General features: G+C 58.3%; 13 protein-coding genes, 4 tRNA genes and 2 rRNA genes (1 of these 19 cut by a window edge). All 19 read left to right on the plus strand.

Going from position 1 to position 19795, the window contains the following annotated elements:
* Positions 1-2127, plus strand: a 23S ribosomal RNA gene (locus TQ98_RS02090); it begins 763 nt to the left of the window's first position.
* Between the two features lie 625 nt (positions 2128-2752).
* Positions 2753-2868, plus strand: a 5S ribosomal RNA gene (gene rrf / locus TQ98_RS02095).
* A gap of 197 nt (positions 2869-3065) precedes the next feature.
* Positions 3066-4022 (plus strand): bifunctional biotin--[acetyl-CoA-carboxylase] ligase/biotin operon repressor BirA, encoded by a 957-nt coding sequence (gene birA, locus TQ98_RS02100; protein ID WP_044870881.1) that lies wholly within the window; start codon positions 3066-3068, stop codon positions 4020-4022.
* Positions 4012-4761 (plus strand): pantothenate kinase, encoded by a 750-nt coding sequence (locus TQ98_RS02105; RefSeq protein WP_044870880.1) that lies wholly within the window; start codon positions 4012-4014, stop codon positions 4759-4761. Before birA ends, TQ98_RS02105 begins: the two co-directional genes overlap by 11 nt.
* 9 nt (positions 4762-4770) lie before the next feature.
* Entirely contained in the window at positions 4771-5448 is a 678-nt protein-coding gene (locus TQ98_RS02110) for an SPOR domain-containing protein (RefSeq protein WP_044870879.1), read from the plus strand.
* Positions 5449-5589: 141 nt separating this feature from the next.
* A tRNA-Tyr gene (locus tag TQ98_RS02115) sits at positions 5590-5674 on the plus strand.
* A 26-nt stretch (positions 5675-5700) separates the two neighbouring features.
* Positions 5701-5774, plus strand: a tRNA-Gly gene (locus TQ98_RS02120).
* 26 nt (positions 5775-5800) lie between these two features.
* Positions 5801-5876: transfer RNA gene (locus TQ98_RS02125), tRNA-Thr, on the plus strand.
* 84 nt (positions 5877-5960) lie between these two features.
* Positions 5961-7154, plus strand: a complete 1194-nt coding sequence (gene tuf / locus TQ98_RS02130) for an elongation factor Tu (protein ID WP_103102850.1) — start codon at positions 5961-5963, stop codon at positions 7152-7154.
* Positions 7155-7207: 53 nt separating this feature from the next.
* Positions 7208-7283 (plus strand) — tRNA-Trp (locus TQ98_RS02135).
* Positions 7284-7330: 47 nt separating this feature from the next.
* Positions 7331-7699, plus strand: coding sequence for a preprotein translocase subunit SecE (secE, locus tag TQ98_RS02140; protein WP_044870890.1), 369 nt, complete (start codon positions 7331-7333; stop codon positions 7697-7699).
* A gap of 10 nt (positions 7700-7709) precedes the next feature.
* Positions 7710-8243 carry a transcription termination/antitermination protein NusG gene (gene nusG, locus TQ98_RS02145; RefSeq protein ID WP_044870889.1) on the plus strand — a complete coding sequence of 178 codons (534 nt, stop codon included), beginning with the start codon at positions 7710-7712 and terminating at the stop codon, positions 8241-8243.
* 116 nt (positions 8244-8359) lie between these two features.
* The gene (rplK, locus tag TQ98_RS02150; RefSeq protein ID WP_003448698.1) at positions 8360-8791 is read left to right on the plus strand and encodes a 50S ribosomal protein L11; all 432 of its coding nucleotides are present in this window, start codon (positions 8360-8362) and stop codon (positions 8789-8791) included.
* Positions 8791-9486: a 50S ribosomal protein L1 gene (gene rplA / locus TQ98_RS02155; protein WP_044870888.1), complete on the plus strand. Its 696-nt coding sequence runs from the start codon at positions 8791-8793 to the stop codon at positions 9484-9486. The genes rplK and rplA overlap by 1 nt, the downstream gene beginning before the upstream one ends.
* A gap of 212 nt (positions 9487-9698) precedes the next feature.
* Positions 9699-10199 carry a 50S ribosomal protein L10 gene (gene rplJ / locus TQ98_RS02160; protein ID WP_016490524.1) on the plus strand — a complete coding sequence of 167 codons (501 nt, stop codon included), beginning with the start codon at positions 9699-9701 and terminating at the stop codon, positions 10197-10199.
* A gap of 81 nt (positions 10200-10280) precedes the next feature.
* A complete protein-coding gene (gene rplL / locus TQ98_RS02165; protein ID WP_044870887.1) occupies positions 10281-10649 on the plus strand; it encodes a 50S ribosomal protein L7/L12 in 369 nt (122 codons plus the stop codon).
* 222 nt (positions 10650-10871) lie between these two features.
* Entirely contained in the window at positions 10872-14945 is a 4074-nt protein-coding gene (gene rpoB, locus TQ98_RS02170) for a DNA-directed RNA polymerase subunit beta (RefSeq protein ID WP_103102851.1), read from the plus strand.
* 67 nt (positions 14946-15012) lie between these two features.
* On the plus strand, positions 15013-19218 hold the full coding sequence (rpoC, locus tag TQ98_RS02175; RefSeq protein ID WP_044870884.1) for a DNA-directed RNA polymerase subunit beta': 4206 nt from the start codon (positions 15013-15015) through the stop codon (positions 19216-19218).
* Between the two features lie 162 nt (positions 19219-19380).
* Positions 19381-19752 carry a 30S ribosomal protein S12 gene (rpsL, locus tag TQ98_RS02180; RefSeq protein WP_044870883.1) on the plus strand — a complete coding sequence of 124 codons (372 nt, stop codon included), beginning with the start codon at positions 19381-19383 and terminating at the stop codon, positions 19750-19752.
* The last annotated feature ends 43 nt before the right edge of the window (positions 19753-19795 follow it).

A 19795-nucleotide genomic window follows, 5' to 3' on the forward strand; every position in this document is an offset into this window, starting at 1 on the left:
TCGGAGTGAAAGGCTAATCAAGCTCGGAGATAGCTGGTTCTCCTCGAAAGCTATTTAGGTAGCGCCTCACGTATCACTCCAGGGGGTAGAGCACTGTTTCGGCTAGGGGGTCATCCCGACTTACCAAACCGATGCAAACTCCGAATACCTGGAAGTGTCAGCGTGGGAGACACACGGCGGGTGCTAACGTCCGTCGTGAAAAGGGAAACAACCCAGACCGTCAGCTAAGGTCCCAAAGTTGTAGTTAAGTGGGAAACGATGTGGGAAGGCTTAGACAGCTAGGAGGTTGGCTTAGAAGCAGCCATCCTTTAAAGAAAGCGTAATAGCTCACTAGTCGAGTCGGCCTGCGCGGAAGATGTAACGGGGCTCAAACTACACACCGAAGCTACGGGTTCGTCGTAAGACGAGCGGTAGAGGAGCGTTCTGTAAGCCTGTGAAGGTGAGTTGAGAAGCTTGCTGGAGGTATCAGAAGTGCGAATGCTGACATGAGTAACGACAATGGGTGTGAAAAACACCCACGCCGAAAGACCAAGGGTTCCTGCGCAACGTTAATCGACGCAGGGTGAGTCGGCCCCTAAGGCGAGGCAGAAATGCGTAGTCGATGGGAAACGGGTTAATATTCCCGTACTTCTAGTTACTGCGATGGAGGGACGGAGAAGGCTAGGCCAGCTTGGCGTTGGTTGTCCAAGTTTAAGGTGGTAGGCCGAACACTTAGGCAAATCCGGGTGTTCAAGGTCGAGAGCTGATGACGAGTGTTCTCTAGAACACGAAGTGGTCGATGCCATGCTTCCAGGAAAAGCTTCTAAGCTTCAGGTAACTAGGAACCGTACCCCAAACCGACACAGGTGGTTGGGTAGAGAATACCAAGGCGCTTGAGAGAACTCGGGTGAAGGAACTAGGCAAAATGGCACCGTAACTTCGGGAGAAGGTGCGCCGGTGAGGGTGAACGATTTACTCGGTAAGCCCATGCCGGTCGAAGATACCAGGCCGCTGCGACTGTTTATTAAAAACACAGCACTCTGCAAACACGAAAGTGGACGTATAGGGTGTGACGCCTGCCCGGTGCCGGAAGGTTAATTGATGGGGTTAGCGCAAGCGAAGCTCTTGATCGAAGCCCCGGTAAACGGCGGCCGTAACTATAACGGTCCTAAGGTAGCGAAATTCCTTGTCGGGTAAGTTCCGACCTGCACGAATGGCGTAACGATGGCGGCGCTGTCTCCACCCGAGACTCAGTGAAATTGAAATCGCTGTGAAGATGCAGTGTATCCGCGGCTAGACGGAAAGACCCCGTGAACCTTTACTGTAGCTTTGCACTGGACTTTGAGCCTGCTTGTGTAGGATAGGTGGGAGGCTTTGAAGCGAGGACGCCAGTTCTCGTGGAGCCATCCTTGAAATACCACCCTGGCATGCTTGAGGTTCTAACTCTGGTCCGTCATCCGGATCGAGGACAGTGTATGGTGGGCAGTTTGACTGGGGCGGTCTCCTCCTAAAGAGTAACGGAGGAGTACGAAGGTGCGCTCAGACCGGTCGGAAATCGGTCGCAGAGTATAAAGGCAAAAGCGCGCTTGACTGCGAGACAGACACGTCGAGCAGGTACGAAAGTAGGTCTTAGTGATCCGGTGGTTCTGTATGGAAGGGCCATCGCTCAACGGATAAAAGGTACTCCGGGGATAACAGGCTGATACCGCCCAAGAGTTCATATCGACGGCGGTGTTTGGCACCTCGATGTCGGCTCATCACATCCTGGGGCTGAAGCCGGTCCCAAGGGTATGGCTGTTCGCCATTTAAAGTGGTACGCGAGCTGGGTTTAGAACGTCGTGAGACAGTTCGGTCCCTATCTGCCGTGGACGTTTGAGATTTGAGAGGGGCTGCTCCTAGTACGAGAGGACCGGAGTGGACGAACCTCTGGTGTTCCGGTTGTCACGCCAGTGGCACTGCCGGGTAGCTATGTTCGGAAGAGATAACCGCTGAAAGCATCTAAGCGGGAAACTCGCCTCAAGATGAGATCTCACTGGGATCTTGAATCCCCTAAAGGGCCGTCGAAGACTACGACGTTGATAGGTTGGGTGTGTAAGCGCTGTGAGGCGTTGAGCTAACCAATACTAATTGCCCGTGAGGCTTGACCATATAACACCCAAACAATCTGGTGATTGTTGCGTNAGGCTGATACCGCCCAAGAGTTCATATCGACGGCGGTGTTTGGCACCTCGATGTCGGCTCATCACATCCTGGGGCTGAAGCCGGTCCCAAGGGTATGGCTGTTCGCCATTTAAAGTGGTACGCGAGCTGGGTTTAGAACGTCGTGAGACAGTTCGGTCCCTATCTGCCGTGGACGTTTGAGATTTGAGAGGGGCTGCTCCTAGTACGAGAGGACCGGAGTGGACGAACCTCTGGTGTTCCGGTTGTCACGCCAGTGGCACTGCCGGGTAGCTATGTTCGGAAGAGATAACCGCTGAAAGCATCTAAGCGGGAAACTCGCCTCAAGATGAGATCTCACTGGGATCTTGAATCCCCTAAAGGGCCGTCGAAGACTACGACGTTGATAGGTTGGGTGTGTAAGCGCTGTGAGGCGTTGAGCTAACCAATACTAATTGTCCGTGAGGCTTGACCATATAACACCCAAACAATCTGGTGATTGTTGCGTGTGGTGGTGAAGTCGATATAGACCGAAAATTTGCCAGAACCGCAAAAGCCAAACTTGTCACATACCTGATTCGGGGTCGCGTCTCGCGACGAGGCCCCTACCGAATTGCTTGACGACTATAGAGCGTTGGAACCACCTGATCCCATCCCGAACTCAGCAGTGAAACGACGCATCGCCGATGGTAGTGTGGAGCTTCTCCATGTGAGAGTAGGTCATCGTCAAGCTTCTATCCCAAACCCCCGATACGCCCCGGCGTGTCGGGGGTTTGTCTTTGCGCGCGGGAAAAACCGTGCGCTGACGTCAGCCAGTTGCTCTGCGTCTGCTCACGATTTTGAGTGAGGTGCTTGGGTATGCCGGATTTCTATGCAACCTGAGTGTGCATGGATATGATGCCTGCCTCATTGTGAGCCGGATCCAGCACATGCTGACCCTATTGAAACTTCTGCAGGACGGGCACTTCCATTCGGGAGAGGCCTTGGGAGCTGCGCTCGGTGTGAGCAGAAGTGCTGTCTGGAAGCAGTTGCAGCATTTGGAGGCCGAACTCAATCTGCCTATCTACAAGGTGCGTGGGCGTGGCTACCGGCTGCAAGGCCCGTTAAGCCTGCTCGATTGTGATGCCTTGAATAAAGAAGGCAGCCCTTGGCTACACCAGGTATGCGACTCCCTGGACTCGACCAATGCGGAGGTGATGCGGCGTTTGGCCTCGGGCGACGCGCCGCCTTTCGCGGTCATCGCTGAGCGGCAAACCGAAGGTAGAGGTCGTAGAGGGCGTCGTTGGGTCAGTCCCTATGCTCAGAACCTGTACTACAGCCTTGCGCTGCGCATCGATGGCGGTGCTCGTCAGCTGGAAGGCTTGAGCCTAGTCGTCGGGCTCGCTGTGCTGTCTACCTTACGCTCTTTCGGATTGGCTGCTGCGGGACTCAAGTGGCCTAACGATCTCTTGATCAACAATCGCAAGATCGCAGGAATTCTCCTTGAACTAGTTGGTGATCCTGCTGACATCTGTCACGTGGTTGTTGGAATCGGGGTCAACGTGAATATGCAGCTGTCCCCCGAGGAAATTGATCAACCGTGGACCTCCATGCAGAGCGAGTCTGGGGTTCTGGTGGACAGGAATCTACTGGTCGCGCGGTTGAGTGCTTGTCTCCAGGATTACCTTGGGCGGCACCAGCGAGAGGGGTTCTCCGCACTTCGCGAGGAGTGGGAAGCCGGGCATCTCTGGCAGGGAAGGATGGTCAATCTGATTGCGGGTGTGCACCAAATCCAGGGAAGGGTCATAGGAATCGACGCAACAGGCGCAGTGCGCCTGAATGTCGACGGCGAGGAACGAGCTTTTAGCGGTGGAGAGCTCAGTTTGAGGTTGAGTGATGATTCTTGAGCTGGACTGCGGCAACAGTTTTATTAAATGGCGGGTAATCGACGCCTCCCAAGCAGCGACTCTGGCGGGGGGGGTTGTCGGTTCCGACGAGGAACTGATAGCCGCATTGCGCGGAACGGCAGGCTTGGCGCTTCGTTTCTGCCGACTCGTCAGTGTCCGGTCTGATGAGGAGACTCGGTCTCTGACATCGCGCCTGCAGGATGCATTCGGAGTCGCTTGCAGCTGTGCGACACCTGCGCAGGAAATGGCTGGCGTGCGCAATGGATATTCCGAGTATCAGCGGCTTGGACTGGATCGCTGGTTGGCTGTGCTGGGGGCGTATCACATTGCTCACAAGGCCTGCCTGGTCCTGGACCTGGGGACGGCTGTCACCTCTGATCTGGTTTCCGGGGATGGTGAGCACCTGGGCGGTTTTATCTGTCCAGGTATGCCACTGATGCGTAATCAGTTGCGCACCCATACTCGCCGCATTCGCTACGACGATGAGGCGGCAGAAAAGGCGCTATTGGACATGGCCCCCGGACGCTCGACTGTTGAAGCGGTTGAGCGGGGCTGCCTTTTGATGCTGAAAGGCTTCGTCCAGATTCAGATTGAGCTCGCTGCCGAGCATCTTGGAGAAGATTTCGAAGTCTTCCTCACCGGTGGCGACGCACTCCTGGTGCGTGATGTGCTGCCCCGTGCCAGGGTGCTGCCCGATTTGGTGTTCGCCGGACTGGCGATCGCCTGTCCATTGCAATGAGGTCGATCCATGCGTTGGTTGTTCCTGTTCCTCCTTGTCATCAACTTGTTCTATTACGTTTGGCATCAGCAGCAGGCTCCCTTGCGCCCCAAGGAAGTGGAGACGCTTTCGCTGTACAAGGGTGGGCAGCAGGATATTCGTCTGCTCAGTGAGTCTGGAAATGTCCAGCAAAGGCGTAGCGCTGCGCCGGCGGCAGCCACTGAAGAGACCGTCTGCCTTTTTCTGGGCGGCTTCGAGGGTGAGGAGCAGGGCAGGGAGCTCGAGCAGCGTCTGATCAGCCTCGATGTTCGCTCCCAGATTCAGCCGATTGATGCGGCGGCCGGCACGGATTACTGGGTGTACCTCGCACCGCTTGCTTCCCGTGAGGCATCCTTGCGGCAATTGAAAGAACTGCAGGCGCGGAAGATCGACAGCTACATCGTGACCCAGGGAGATCTGGTGAACGGGATTTCGCTTGGGATATTTCCACGCCTGGACTCAGCGGAAAGCGTGATGCAGCGACTGCGCGATGCTGGATATGAGCCTTTTATGCGTGAATTGGCCCGCGCGCACCGGGAATACTGGGTTCGTGTAGCCCCTGAAAGCCGCAGGCTGATTGATGATTCGCTGCTCGAACAACTGTCCCGAGATTTTTTGGGCTTAAAACATCAACTTATGCAGTGCGAGGGTGTTGCATCTCCTCGCTAGCTTGAATAGAATGGCGCCCGCTTCGCAGGGTGGCCCAAAAAGCTAAAATGCGAAGCAGCTGTCAAATGAAGCTAACCTCAAGATTTTAATGAGAAAAAGCTTGACAGCAGGGTGGCAGAAGTTGAGAATGCCGCCTCGTTTGGAGGGGTTCCCGAGCGGCCAAAGGGATCAGACTGTAAATCTGACGTCATAGACTTCGAAGGTTCGAATCCTTCCCCCTCCACCAGATTCAAAGCGAGAGCTGTGAGCTCCGCGGGTATAGTTCAGTGGTAGAACCTCAGCCTTCCAAGCTGATGATGCGGGTTCGATTCCCGCTACCCGCTCCAGGTTTGCTGTTTTCGTAATGTGTTTGGCTCATGTAGCTCAGCTGGTAGAGCACACCCTTGGTAAGGGTGAGGTCAGCGGTTCAAATCCGCTCATGAGCTCCATCCTAACAAAGGCAGATATGAAAATATCTGCCTTTGTTTTAATGGTGGCGTGAATCGCTCAATTCTTGATCGGAGACGTTCTCGATGGCTAAAGAAAAGTTTGAACGTAACAAACCGCACGTCAACGTCGGCACCATTGGTCACGTTGACCATGGCAAGACCACTCTGACTGCTGCTCTGACCAAGGTCTGCTCCGAGACCTGGGGCGGTTCCGCTCGTGCGTTCGACCAGATCGACAACGCGCCGGAAGAGAAGGCTCGCGGTATCACCATCAACACCTCCCACGTTGAGTACGATTCCGCCATTCGTCACTACGCTCACGTTGACTGCCCCGGTCACGCTGACTACGTGAAGAACATGATCACCGGTGCTGCCCAGATGGACGGCGCGATCCTGGTTTGCTCCGCTGCTGACGGCCCCATGCCGCAGACCCGCGAGCACATCCTGCTGTCCCGTCAGGTAGGCGTTCCCTACATCGTCGTGTTCCTGAACAAGGCCGATATGGTTGACGACGCCGAGCTGCTGGAACTGGTCGAAATGGAAGTTCGCGACCTGCTGAACACCTACGACTTCCCGGGCGACGACACTCCGATCGTGGTCGGTTCCGCTCTGATGGCTCTGGAAGGCAAGGACGACAACGAAATCGGCGTTTCCGCCGTTCGTAAGCTGGTAGAGACCCTGGACTCCTACATTCCGGAGCCGGTGCGTGCCATCGACCAGCCGTTCCTGATGCCGATCGAAGACGTGTTCTCCATCTCCGGCCGCGGCACCGTGGTAACCGGTCGTGTTGAGCGCGGCATCGTCAAGGTGGGCGAGGAAATCGAAATCGTCGGTATCCGTCCGACCACCAAGACCACCTGCACCGGCGTTGAAATGTTCCGCAAGCTGCTCGACGAAGGTCGTGCTGGTGAGAACGTTGGCGCCCTGCTGCGCGGTACCAAGCGTGACGATGTAGAGCGTGGTCAGGTTCTGGCCAAGCCGGGCACCATCAAGCCGCACACCAAGTTCGAGTGCGAAGTGTACGTGCTGTCCAAGGAGGAAGGTGGTCGTCACACCCCGTTCTTCAAGGGCTACCGTCCGCAGTTCTACTTCCGTACCACCGACGTAACCGGTAACTGCGAACTGCCGGAAGGCGTTGAGATGGTAATGCCGGGCGACAACATCAAGATGGTTGTCACCCTGATCGCCCCGATCGCCATGGAAGATGGTCTGCGCTTCGCGATCCGCGAAGGCGGTCGTACCGTTGGTGCCGGTGTTGTAGCCAAGATCATCGAATAACGACTTGATCTTGGCGTGTCAGGCCGGCATAATGGTCGGCCTGACTTTGTTACAGGCCAGTAGCTCAATTGGCAGAGCGGCGGTCTCCAAAACCGCAGGTTGGGGGTTCGATTCCCTCCTGGCCTGCCAGATTCCAAGAACGAGAATCTGGCATTTCTCTCACAGGATCCTAGCTGATGAATGCCAAGGCTGAAGCCAAAGAAACACGCTTCGACGTTCTGAAGTGGGTCGCTGTGGTGGCTCTTGTCGCTGTCGGCGTAGTCGGTAATCAGTATTTTTCAGCTGAGCCGATCCTGTACCGCGTCCTCGCGCTTCTTGCTCTTGCCGCTGTTGCTGCTGTTGTGGCTCTGCAGACTGCAAAGGGTCAGGCTTTCTTTGCTCTTGCTAAGGAAGCTCGTGCGGAGATTCGCAAGGTTGTTTGGCCGACCCGTCAGGAAACCACCCAGACCACTCTGATCGTTGTGGCTGTCGTGCTGGTAATGGCGCTGCTGCTGTGGGGGCTTGATACCCTGCTCGGCTGGCTTGTTTCGTTGATTGTTGGTTAATAGGTGCGCCGTGGCTAAGCGTTGGTACGTTGTGCATGCCTACTCGGGTTACGAGAAGCATGTCATGCGCTCGCTGATCGAGCGCGTCAAGCTGGCCGGCATGGAAGATGAGTTCGGCGAGATTCTGGTTCCCACCGAGGAAGTGGTGGAGATGCGTAATGGCCAGAAGCGCAAAAGCGAACGCAAGTTCTTCCCCGGCTACGTGCTGGTTCAGATGGAGATGAGCGAGGCGACTTGGCACTTGATCAAGGATACGCCGCGCGTTATGGGCTTTATTGGCGGTACTGCTGACAAGCCTGCTCCGATTACCGAAAAGGAAGCTGAAGCTATCCTGCGTCGCGTAGCTGACAGCGGTGATAAGCCGAAGCCGAAGACTCTGTTTGAGCCGGGTGAGACTGTTCGTGTAATCGACGGTCCGTTTGCCGACTTCAACGGTGTCGTCGAAGAGGTTAACTACGAGAAGAGCCGGATCCAGGTGGCCGTGCTCATCTTCGGCCGCTCTACCCCGGTAGAGCTGGAGTTCAGTCAGGTCGAGAAGGCTTAACTGAAAATGGCATCCCAACCCCGCAGCCCTAGGTTGCGGGGTTTTGTCGTCACTGGGATAAACGCGAAAGCAATCGGGGAGCCTTCGGGCGCTTGAACCCGTAACTGGAGTTTTAAATGGCTAAGAAGATTCAAGCTTATATCAAGCTGCAAGTGAAGGCCGGTCAGGCCAACCCGTCGCCGCCGGTCGGCCCTGCTCTGGGTCAGCACGGCGTGAACATCATGGAATTCTGCAAGGCGTTCAACGCCAAGACTCAGGGCCTCGAGCCGGGTCTGCCGACTCCTGTGATCATCACCGTATACAGCGACCGCAGCTTCACCTTCGAGACCAAGAGCACCCCGGCTTCCGTGCTGCTGAAAAAAGCGGCCGGCATCGCCAGCGGTTCTCCGCGTCCCAACACCCAGAAAGTAGGCACCGTTACCCGTGCTCAGCTGGAAGAGATCGCTAAAGCCAAGAAGGCTGATCTGACTGCAGCTGACCTGGATGCGGCCGTGCGTAGCATCGCCGGTTCCGCTCGTAGCATGGGCCTGAACGTGGAGGGTGTGTAATGGCTAAGCTGACCAAGCGCCAAAAGGCAATCGCCGAGAAAGTAGAAGCTGGCAAGCAGTACGCTTTCGAAGACGCCGCCAAACTGTTGGCTGAACTGGCTACCTCCAAGTTCAAAGAGTCCGTAGACGTTTCCATCAACCTGGGCGTCGATCCGCGTAAATCCGACCAGGTCGTTCGTGGTGCCACCGTTCTGCCGAACGGCACCGGTAAGAGCGTCCGCGTTGCCGTGTTCACCCAGGGCCCGGCTGCTGAAGCTGCTCTGGCTGCTGGTGCCGAGAAAGTCGGTATGGATGAACTGGCTGCCGAAATGAAAGCTGGCGACCTGAACTACGACGTCGTAATCGCCTCCCCGGACGCGATGCGTGTTGTTGGTCAGCTGGGCCAGATTCTCGGCCCGCGCGGTCTGATGCCGAACCCGAAAGTCGGCACCGTGACCCCGGACGTCGCCACCGCTGTTAAGAACGCCAAAGCCGGTCAGGTACGTTTCCGTACTGACAAGAACGGCATCATCCACGCTTCCGTGGGCAAGGTCGACTTCGAGCCCGTCAAGCTGAAGCAGAACGTAGAAGCTCTGCTGGCTGATCTGAAGCGTCTGAAGCCGTCCACCTCCAAGGGTGTGTACCTGAAGCGCGTGACCCTGAGCACCACCATGGGCCCGGGTCTGCAGATCGATCAGGCTTCCCTCGAAGGCTAAGTGATAAAAGCGCGACGGATTCGTCCGTCGCGCCAGGTATTGGGGTCCCTGCCTGGCGGGGGCTGTCCAAGACCGTAGGCGGCGAAAGCCTTAAACCGGGGAGTAATTCCCTTGCCTACGCAGATGGTGCTCCCGATTCGTTTACCGAATCAGACACCAAAACGCCGTCCGGCTCCGGCTGGACGAAACGGTAACATCCAGGAGTTAGACCCGTGGCAATTAAACTCGAAGACAAGAAGGCCATCGTCGCTGAAGTCAACGAGGCTGCCAAAGCTGGCCTGTCCGCTGTCGTGGCTGATGCCCGTGGCGTGACCGTAGCCGCTATGACCGGACTCCGTAAAGAGGCCCGCGAAGCTGGCGTTTACGTACGTGTCGTACGTAACACCCTGGCTCGCCGCGCCGTTGCCGGCACTCAGTTCGAAGTGCTCAACGACGTGTTCAAAGGCCCGACCCTGATTGCGTTCTCCAATGAACATCCGGGCGCTGCCGCCCGTATCTTCAAGGAATTCGCCAAGGGTCAGGACAAGTTCGAGATCAAAGCCGCTGCATTCGAGGGCCAGTTCCTCGCAGCCAATCAGATCGACGTACTGGCGACCCTGCCGACCTACAACGAAGCCGTTGCACAGCTGATGAGCGTAATCCAAGGCGCTACCAGCAAGCTGGCTCGTACTCTGGCGGCTATTCGCGACCAGAAAGAAGGCGCTGCTGCCTGATCCAGGCTGCATAGTCACTTTCACGAAATCTTTTAATTTTGATGGCCGCGAAGGCTGTCCACCAATACAGGAATTAGAGTCATGGCTCTGACCAACGAAGACATCATCAACGCCGTATCCGAAATGTCCGTCATGCAGATCGTTGAACTGATCAAGGCGATGGAAGAGAAGTTCGGTGTTACCGCTGCTGCTGCCGTTGCCGCTGGCCCGGCTGCTGCCGCTGCTGTTGTTGAAGAACAAACCGAGTTCACCATTGTTCTGGCCGAAGCTGGCGAGAAGAAAGTGAACGTGATCAAGGTCGTTCGCGAACTGACCGGTCTGGGCCTGAAAGAAGCCAAGGCTGTTGTTGACGGCGCCCCGGGCGTGGTCAAGGAAGGCGCTTCCAAGGAAGAGGCCGAAGCTGCCAAGAAGGCTCTGGAAGAAGCTGGCGCCAAAGTCGAGCTCAAGTAAGCGACGACCTTGCGTCTACAGCCTCCGCGCCTCGCGCAAGGCTGACGGCTGGTGGCTTATGCCACCGGCCTTTTTCCGTTCTAGGTGGTTGTCTCCGAGGCACCACCTGGAGCGTGAACCGACCTCCATTGGGAGGCGGCGCAAACCAAGGGGTTTGCACGATTTTCTGGCTACTCCCGTCGGAGGGGCCAAACAAGCAGGTGACCAAGCTGGGGAACGCTGATGGCTTACTCATACACTGAGAAAAAACGTATCCGCAAAGACTTTAGCAAGTTGCCGGACGTCATGGATGTACCCTACCTCCTGGCCATCCAGCTGGATTCGTATCGCGAATTCCTGCAGGCGGGAGTCAGCAAAGAGCATTTCCGTGACATCGGCCTGCACGCGGCCTTCAAGTCTGTTTTCCCGATCATCAGCTATTCCGGTAACGCCGCTCTGGAATACGTCGGCTATCGCCTGGGCGAGCCGGCTTTCGATGTCAAGGAATGCGTGCTGCGCGGTGTGACCTTCGCCGTGCCGCTGCGGGTAAAAGTCCGTCTGATCATTTTCGACAAAGAGTCGTCGAACAAAGCGATCAAGGACATCAAGGAACAAGAAGTCTACATGGGGGAAATCCCCCTGATGACCGAGAACGGTACCTTCATCATCAACGGTACCGAGCGTGTCATCGTTTCCCAGCTGCACCGTTCGCCGGGCGTGTTCTTCGATCACGACCGCGGCAAGACCCACAGCTCGGGCAAGCTGCTGTACTCCGCTCGTATCATCCCTTACCGCGGCTCCTGGCTGGACTTCGAGTTCGATCCGAAGGACTGCGTATTCGTCCGTATCGACCGTCGCCGCAAACTGCCGGCCACCGTCCTGCTGCGCGCGTTGAACTACACCACTGAAGAAGTGCTGAACGCGTTCTACGCGACCAACGTCTTCCACGTGAAAGGCGAAGGCCTGCACCTGGAGCTGGTTCCGCAGCGTCTGCGCGGTGAAATCGCCGTGTTCGACATCAAGGATCAGACTGGCAAGGTGATCGTGGAGCAGGGCCGTCGTATCACTGCCCGCCACATCAACCAGCTGGAAAAGGCTGGCATCAAGGAGCTGGAAGTACCGCTGGATTACGTGCTTGGCCGTACCTCTGCCAAGGCCATCGTGCATCCGGCTACCGGCGAGATCATCGCGGAGTGCAACACCGAGCTGACCACCGACCTGCTGGTGAAAATCGCCAAGGCTCAGGTCGTCCGCATCGAGACCCTGTACACCAACGACATCGACTGCGGTCCGTTCATCTCCGATACCCTGAAGATCGACTCCACCAGCAACCAGCTGGAAGCCCTGGTCGAGATCTACCGCATGATGCGCCCGGGCGAGCCGCCGACCAAGGAAGCCGCCGAGACCCTGTTCAATAACCTGTTCTTCAGTGCCGAGCGTTACGACCTGTCCGCCGTTGGCCGCATGAAGTTCAACCGCCGCATCGGTCGTACCGAGATCGAAGGCTCCGGTGTGCTGAGCAAGGAAGACATCGTTGACGTACTGAAGACCCTGGTCGATATCCGTAACGGCAAGGGCATCGTCGACGACATCGACCACCTGGGTAACCGTCGCGTACGTTGCGTCGGTGAAATGGCCGAGAACCAGTTCCGCGTTGGCCTGGTGCGTGTAGAGCGCGCGGTCAAGGAACGTCTGTCCATGGCGGAAAGCGAAGGCCTGATGCCGCAGGACCTGATCAACGCCAAGCCGGTGGCGGCCGCGATCAAGGAGTTCTTCGGTTCCAGCCAGCTGTCCCAGTTCATGGACCAGAACAACCCGCTCTCCGAAATCACCCACAAGCGCCGCGTTTCCGCACTCGGCCCAGGTGGTCTGACCCGTGAGCGCGCAGGCTTCGAGGTTCGTGACGTACACCCGACCCACTACGGCCGCGTGTGCCCGATCGAAACCCCTGAAGGTCCGAACATCGGACTGATCAACTCCCTGGCCACCTACGCCCGCACCAACCAGTACGGCTTCCTGGAAAGCCCGTACCGCGTGGTCAAGGAAGGTCAGGTCACTGACGACATCGTCTTCCTCTCCGCGATCGAAGAGGCTGACCACGTCATCGCCCAGGCCTCCGCCACCCTGAACGAACAAGGGCAGCTGGTGGACGAACTGGTAGCCGTGCGTCACCTGAACGAATTCACCGTGAAGGCGCCGGAAGACGTGACCCTGATGGACGTGTCGCCGAAGCAGGTCGTCTCCGTCGCTGCCTCGCTGATTCCGTTCCTCGAGCACGACGACGCCAACCGTGCACTCATGGGCTCCAACATGCAGCGTCAGGCCGTGCCGACCCTGCGTGCCGACAAGCCTCTGGTGGGTACCGGCATGGAGCGCAACGTAGCGCGCGACTCCGGTGTGTGTGTGGTTGCCCGTCGTGGTGGCGTGATCGATTCCGTCGACGCCAGCCGTATCGTGGTTCGCGTCAATGACGACGAAGTCGAGACCGGCGAAGCCGGTGTGGACATCTACAACCTGACCAAATACACCCGTTCCAACCAGAACACCTGCATCAACCAGCGTCCGCTGGTGCAGAAGGGTGATGTGGTCGCGCGTGCCGACATCCTCGCCGATGGTCCGTCCACCGACATGGGTGAACTCGCTCTGGGTCAGAACATGCGCGTAGCGTTCATGCCCTGGAACGGCTTCAACTTCGAGGACTCCATCTGCTTGTCCGAGCGCGTGGTGCAGGAAGATCGCTTCACCACCATCCACATTCAGGAGCTGACTTGCGTCGCTCGTGACACCAAGCTCGGCCCAGAAGAAATCACCGCGGACATCCCGAACGTGGGTGAGGCTGCGCTGAACAAGCTGGACGAAGCTGGCATCGTCTACGTTGGCGCTGAAGTGCAGGCTGGCGACATCCTGGTCGGCAAGGTCACTCCGAAAGGCGAGACTCAGCTGACTCCGGAAGAGAAGCTGCTGCGCGCGATCTTCGGTGAGAAGGCGTCCGACGTGAAGGACACCTCCCTGCGCGTGCCGACCGGCACCAAGGGCACCGTGATCGACGTCCAGGTCTTCACTCGCGACGGCGTTGAGCGCGACTCCCGCGCCCTGTCCATCGAGAAGATGCAGCTGGACGAGATCCGCAAGGACCTGAACGAAGAGTTCCGCATCGTCGAAGGCGCAACCTTCGAGCGTCTGCGTTCCGCTCTGGTTGGCCAGATCGCCGAAGGCGGCGCCGGCCTGAAGAAGGGCACCGAGATCACCGACGAGTACCTCGACGGCCTCGAGCGCGGCCAGTGGTTCAAGCTGCGCATGGCGGAAGACGCTCTGAACGAGCAGCTGGAAAAGGCCCAGGCCTACCTGTCCGACCGTCGCCAGATGCTGGACGACAAGTTCGAAGACAAGAAGCGCAAGCTGCAGCAGGGCGACGACCTGGCTCCGGGCGTCCTGAAGATCGTCAAGGTCTACCTGGCTATCAAACGTCGCATCCAGCCGGGCGACAAGATGGCGGGCCGTCACGGTAACAAGGGTGTGGTCTCCGTGATCATGCCGGTCGAAGACATGCCGCACGACGCCAACGGCACTCCGGTGGACATCGTTCTGAACCCGCTGGGCGTACCGTCTCGTATGAACGTCGGTCAGATCCTCGAAACCCACCTGGGCCTCGCAGCCAAGGGTCTGGGCGAGAAGATCAATCGCATGATGGAAGAGCAGCGCAAGATCGCTGAGCTGCGCGAGTTCCTCCACGAGATTTACAACGAGATCGGTGGCCGTCAGGAAAACCTGAACGAGCTGAGCGACCAGGAAATCCTGGATCTGGCGAAGAACCTGAAGGGCGGCGTTCCCATGGCCACCCCGGTGTTCGACGGCGCCAAGGAAAGCGAGATTAAGGCCATGCTGAAGCTCGCTGACCTGCCGGAAAGCGGCCAGATGCGCCTGTTCGACGGTCGTACCGGCAACCAGTTCGAGCGTCCGACCACTGTCGGCTACATGTACATGCTCAAGCTGAACCACCTGGTCGACGACAAGATGCACGCACGTTCCACCGGTTCCTACAGCCTGGTTACCCAGCAGCCGCTGGGTGGTAAGGCGCAGTTCGGTGGCCAGCGTTTCGGGGAGATGGAGGTGTGGGCATTGGAAGCCTACGGCGCTGCCTACACCCTGCAGGAAATGCTGACCGTGAAATCGGACGACGTGAACGGTCGTACCAAGATGTACAAGAACATCGTGGACGGCGATCACCGCATGGAGGCCGGTATGCCCGAGTCCTTCAACGTGCTGATCAAAGAGATCCGCTCGCTCGGCATCGACATCGAACTGGAAACCGAATAACACGCGACGCCCAAAACGCTACGGCTGGTCAAGGCCGGTCGTAGCGGGTCCGTGAGGAGGAAAGGCCTTGAAAGACTTGCTGAATCTGTTGAAAAACCAGGGTCAAATCGAAGAGTTCGATGCCATCCGTATTGGTCTGGCCTCGCCCGAGATGATCCGTTCCTGGTCCTTCGGTGAAGTGAAGAAGCCGGAGACCATCAACTACCGTACCTTCAAGCCGGAGCGTGATGGCCTGTTCTGCGCCAAGATCTTCGGCCCGGTGAAGGACTACGAGTGCCTGTGCGGTAAGTACAAGCGCCTCAAGCATCGCGGTGTGATCTGCGAGAAGTGCGGTGTGGAAGTCGCCCTGGCCAAGGTGCGCCGTGAGCGTATGGGCCACATCGAGCTGGCTTCGCCCGTTGCCCACATCTGGTTCCTGAAGTCCCTGCCGTCCCGTATCGGCCTGCTGCTGGACATGACCCTGCGTGACATCGAGCGCGTGCTCTATTTCGAGAGCTACGTGGTGATCGATCCGGGCATGACTACCCTGGAAAAGGGGCAGCTGCTGAACGATGAGCAGTACTTCGAAGCCCTCGAAGAGTTCGGTGACGACTTCGACGCCCGCATGGGTGCCGAGGCTGTTCGCGAGCTGCTGAACGCCATCGATCTGGATCACGAGATCGGCCGCCTGCGCGAAGAAATTCCGCAGACCAACTCGGAAACCAAGATCAAGAAGCTGTCCAAGCGCCTGAAGCTGATGGAAGCCTTCAAGGACTCCGGCAACCACCCTGAGTGGATGGTTCTGACCGTCCTGCCGGTGCTGCCGCCGGACCTGCGTCCGCTGGTTCCGCTGGATGGCGGTCGCTTCGCGACTTCCGACCTGAACGATCTGTACCGTCGGGTCATCAACCGTAACAACCGTCTGAAGCGCCTGCTCGACCTGGCCGCTCCGGACATCATCGTGCGCAACGAAAAGCGCATGCTGCAGGAAGCCGTCGACGCCCTGCTGGACAACGGCCGCCGTGGCCGTGCCATCACCGGTTCGAACAAGCGCCCGCTGAAGTCCCTTGCCGACATGATCAAGGGTAAGCAGGGTCGCTTCCGTCAGAACCTGCTTGGCAAGCGCGTGGACTACTCCGGCCGTTCGGTAATTACCGTAGGTCCGACCCTGCGTCTGCACCAGTGCGGCCTGCCCAAGAAGATGGCTCTGGAGCTGTTCAAGCCGTTCATCTTCGGCAAGCTGGAAGCCCGTGGCATGGCCACCACCATCAAGGCGGCCAAGAAGATGGTCGAGCGCGAACTGCCCGAGGTTTGGGACGTTCTCGCCGAAGTCATCCGCGAGCATCCGGTTCTCCTGAACCGTGCACCGACGCTGCACCGTCTGGGTATCCAGGCGTTCGAGCCCGTGCTGATCGAAGGCAAGGCCATCCAGTTGCACCCGCTGGTCTGCGCCGCGTACAACGCCGACTTCGACGGTGACCAGATGGCCGTTCACGTTCCGCTGACCCTCGAGGCACAGCTGGAAGCGCGCGCGCTGATGATGTCCACCAACAACATCCTGTCGCCCGCCAACGGCGAGCCGATCATCGTGCCGTCCCAGGACGTGGTTCTGGGTCTGTACTACATGACTCGCGAAGCCGTTAACGCCAAGGGCGAAGGCCGCGTGTTCGCCGACCTGCAGGAAGTTGACCGCGTATTCCGTGCCGGCGAAGCGTCCCTGCACGCCCGAGTCAAGGTCCGGATCAACGAGACCGTCAAGGATAAGGATGGCGGTATTACCAAGAACACCCGCATCGTCGACACCACCGTCGGCCGTGCGCTGCTGTTCCAGGTAGTTCCGGCCGGACTGTCGTTCGACGTGGTCAACCAGCCGATGAAGAAGAAGGCGATCTCCAAGCTGATCAACCAGTGCTACCGCGTGGTGGGTCTGAAGGACACCGTCATCTTCGCTGACCAGCTGATGTACACCGGTTTCGCGTACTCCACCATTTCCGGCGTTTCCATCGGCGTGAACGACTTCGTCATTCCGGACGAGAAGGCTCGCATCATCGATGCCGCCACCGAGGAAGTGAAGGAGATCGAATCTCAGTACGCCTCCGGCCTGGTAACCCAGGGCGAGAAGTACAACAAGGTGATCGACCTGTGGTCGAAGGCCAACGACGAAGTGTCCAAGGCGATGATGGCCAACCTCTCGAAAGAGAAGGTGGTGGATCGCGAGGGCAAGGAAGTCGACCAGGAGTCCTTCAACTCCATGTACATGATGGCGGACTCCGGTGCGCGGGGTTCCGCAGCCCAGATCCGTCAGCTGGCCGGTATGCGCGGCCTGATGGCCAAGCCGGACGGCTCCATCATCGAGACGCCGATTACCGCGAACTTCCGTGAAGGTCTGAACGTACTCCAGTACTTCATCTCCACCCACGGTGCTCGTAAGGGTCTGGCGGATACCGCACTGAAGACCGCGAACTCCGGTTACCTGACCCGTCGTCTCGTCGACGTCGCCCAGGACCTGGTAGTGACCGAGATCGATTGCGGCACCGAGCATGGCCTGCTCATGACTCCGCACATCGAAGGCGGCGACGTAGTTGAGCCGCTGGGTGAGCGCGTTCTGGGCCGTGTAATCGCCCGTGACGTGTTCAAGCCTGGCAGCGACGATGGCGAAGTCATCGTTCCGGCCGGCACCCTGATCGACGAGAAGTGGGTCGAGTTCATCGAGCGCATGAGCGTCGACGAAGTGGTCGTGCGTTCGCCGATCACCTGCGAAACCCGCTATGGCATCTGCGCCAAGTGCTACGGTCGCGACCTGGCTCGTGGTCACCAGGTGAACATCGGTGAAGCTGTCGGCGTTATCGCCGCCCAGTCCATCGGTGAGCCGGGTACCCAGCTGACCATGCGTACCTTCCACATCGGTGGTGCGGCCAGCCGGACCTCGGCTGCCGACAACGTCCAGGTGAAGAACGGCGGCACCATCCGCCTGCACAACCTGAAGCACGTAGAGCGTGCCGACGGCGCCCTGGTTGCGGTATCCCGTTCCGGTGAGCTGGCTGTTGCCGACGACTTCGGTCGTGAGCGCGAGCGCTACAAGCTGCCGTACGGTGCCGTGATTTCCGTGAAGGAAGGCGACAAGGTCGATCCGGGCGCAATCGTTGCCAAGTGGGACCCGCACACCCACCCGATCGTGACCGAGATGAAGGGTACCGTGACCTTCGTCGGCATGGAGGAAGGCATCACCATCAAGCGTCAGACCGACGAACTGACCGGCCTGACCAACATCGAGGTTCTGGATGCGAAGGATCGTCCGGCTGCCGGCAAGGACATTCGTCCGGCCGTGAAACTGGTCGACGCCAACGGCAAGGAGCTGCTGCTGCCGGGCACCGACGTTCCCGCCCAGTACTTCCTGCCGGCGAACGCCCTGGTTGGCGTGGCCGACGGTGCCCAGGTGGGTGTGGGTGACGTTATCGCCCGTATCCCGCAAGAAACCTCGAAGACCCGCGACATCACCGGTGGTCTGCCGCGAGTGGCCGACCTCTTCGAAGCGCGTCGTCCGAAAGAGCCGTCCATCCTTGCGGAAATCAGCGGCACCATCTCCTTCGGCAAGGAGACCAAGGGCAAGCGTCGCCTGGTCATCACTCCGAACGACGGTACCGATCCTTACGAGGAGCTGATTCCGAAGTGGCGTCACCTGAACGTGTTCGAAGGCGAACAGGTAAACCGCGGTGAAGTGATCTCCGACGGTCCGAGCAACCCGCACGACATCCTGCGCCTGCTGGGCGTCAGCTCGCTGGCCAAGTACATCGTCAACGAGATCCAGGACGTCTACCGCCTGCAGGGTGTGAAGATCAACGACAAGCACATCGAGACCATCCTGCGTCAGATGCTGCGTAAGGTGGAGATTGCCGAGTCCGGCGATTCCAGCTTCATCAAGGGCGACCAGATGGAGCTGACCCAGGTGCTGGAAGAGAACGAGCGTCTGGCGACCGAAGACCGCTTCATCGCCAAGTACGAGCGCGTTCTGCTGGGTATCACCAAGGCCTCGCTGTCTACCGAGTCGTTCATCTCCGCGGCGTCCTTCCAGGAAACCACCCGCGTCCTCACCGAGGCGGCGGTTACCGGCAAGCGCGATTACCTGCGCGGCCTGAAGGAAAACGTGGTGGTGGGTCGTCTGATCCCGGCCGGTACTGGCTTGGCCTACCACAGTGAGCGCAAGCGTCAGCGCGATGCCGGCAAGCCGGTTCGCGTGAGCGCCAGCGAAGTGGAAGCAGCGCTGACCGAAGCGTTGAACTCCAGCAGCAACTAAGTGCGATGCCCCCGGAGGTCTTGACCACCGGGGGCTTTGCCTTGACGGGGGCATTGAGTCTCTTTAGACTCATGCACCCCTAAATTTGGCAGGGCGCATTGCCCTGTCATTTTGCTTTCTTTGTAAGGCAATAGCGTCGAAAGACAACAGTGGAGCAATTAGATGGCAACTATTAACCAGCTGGTGCGTAAGCCGCGCAGCCGTATCGTCGAGAAATCCGACGTACCTGCGCTGCAGAACTGCCCGCAGCGTCGTGGCGTATGCACCCGCGTCTACACCACCACGCCGAAGAAACCGAACTCCGCACTCCGTAAGGTTTGCCGTGTTCGCCTGACCAACGGCTTCGAAGTAACTTCGTACATCGGTGGTGAGGGTCACAACCTGCAAGAGCACAGCGTAGTGCTGATCCGTGGCGGTCGTGTAAAGGACCTTCCGGGTGTGCGTTACCACACTGTTCGCGGTTCGCTGGATACCACCGGCGTTAAAGACCGTAAGCAGGGTCGTTCCAAGTACGGTACCAAGCGTCCGAAGTAATTCGGTGCTTGACCAGTTTTCATATTCATTGAGTCGATAAGAG

This window comes from Pseudomonas sp. LFM046, assembly GCF_000949385.2.
Lineage (GTDB): Bacteria > Pseudomonadota > Gammaproteobacteria > Pseudomonadales > Pseudomonadaceae > Metapseudomonas.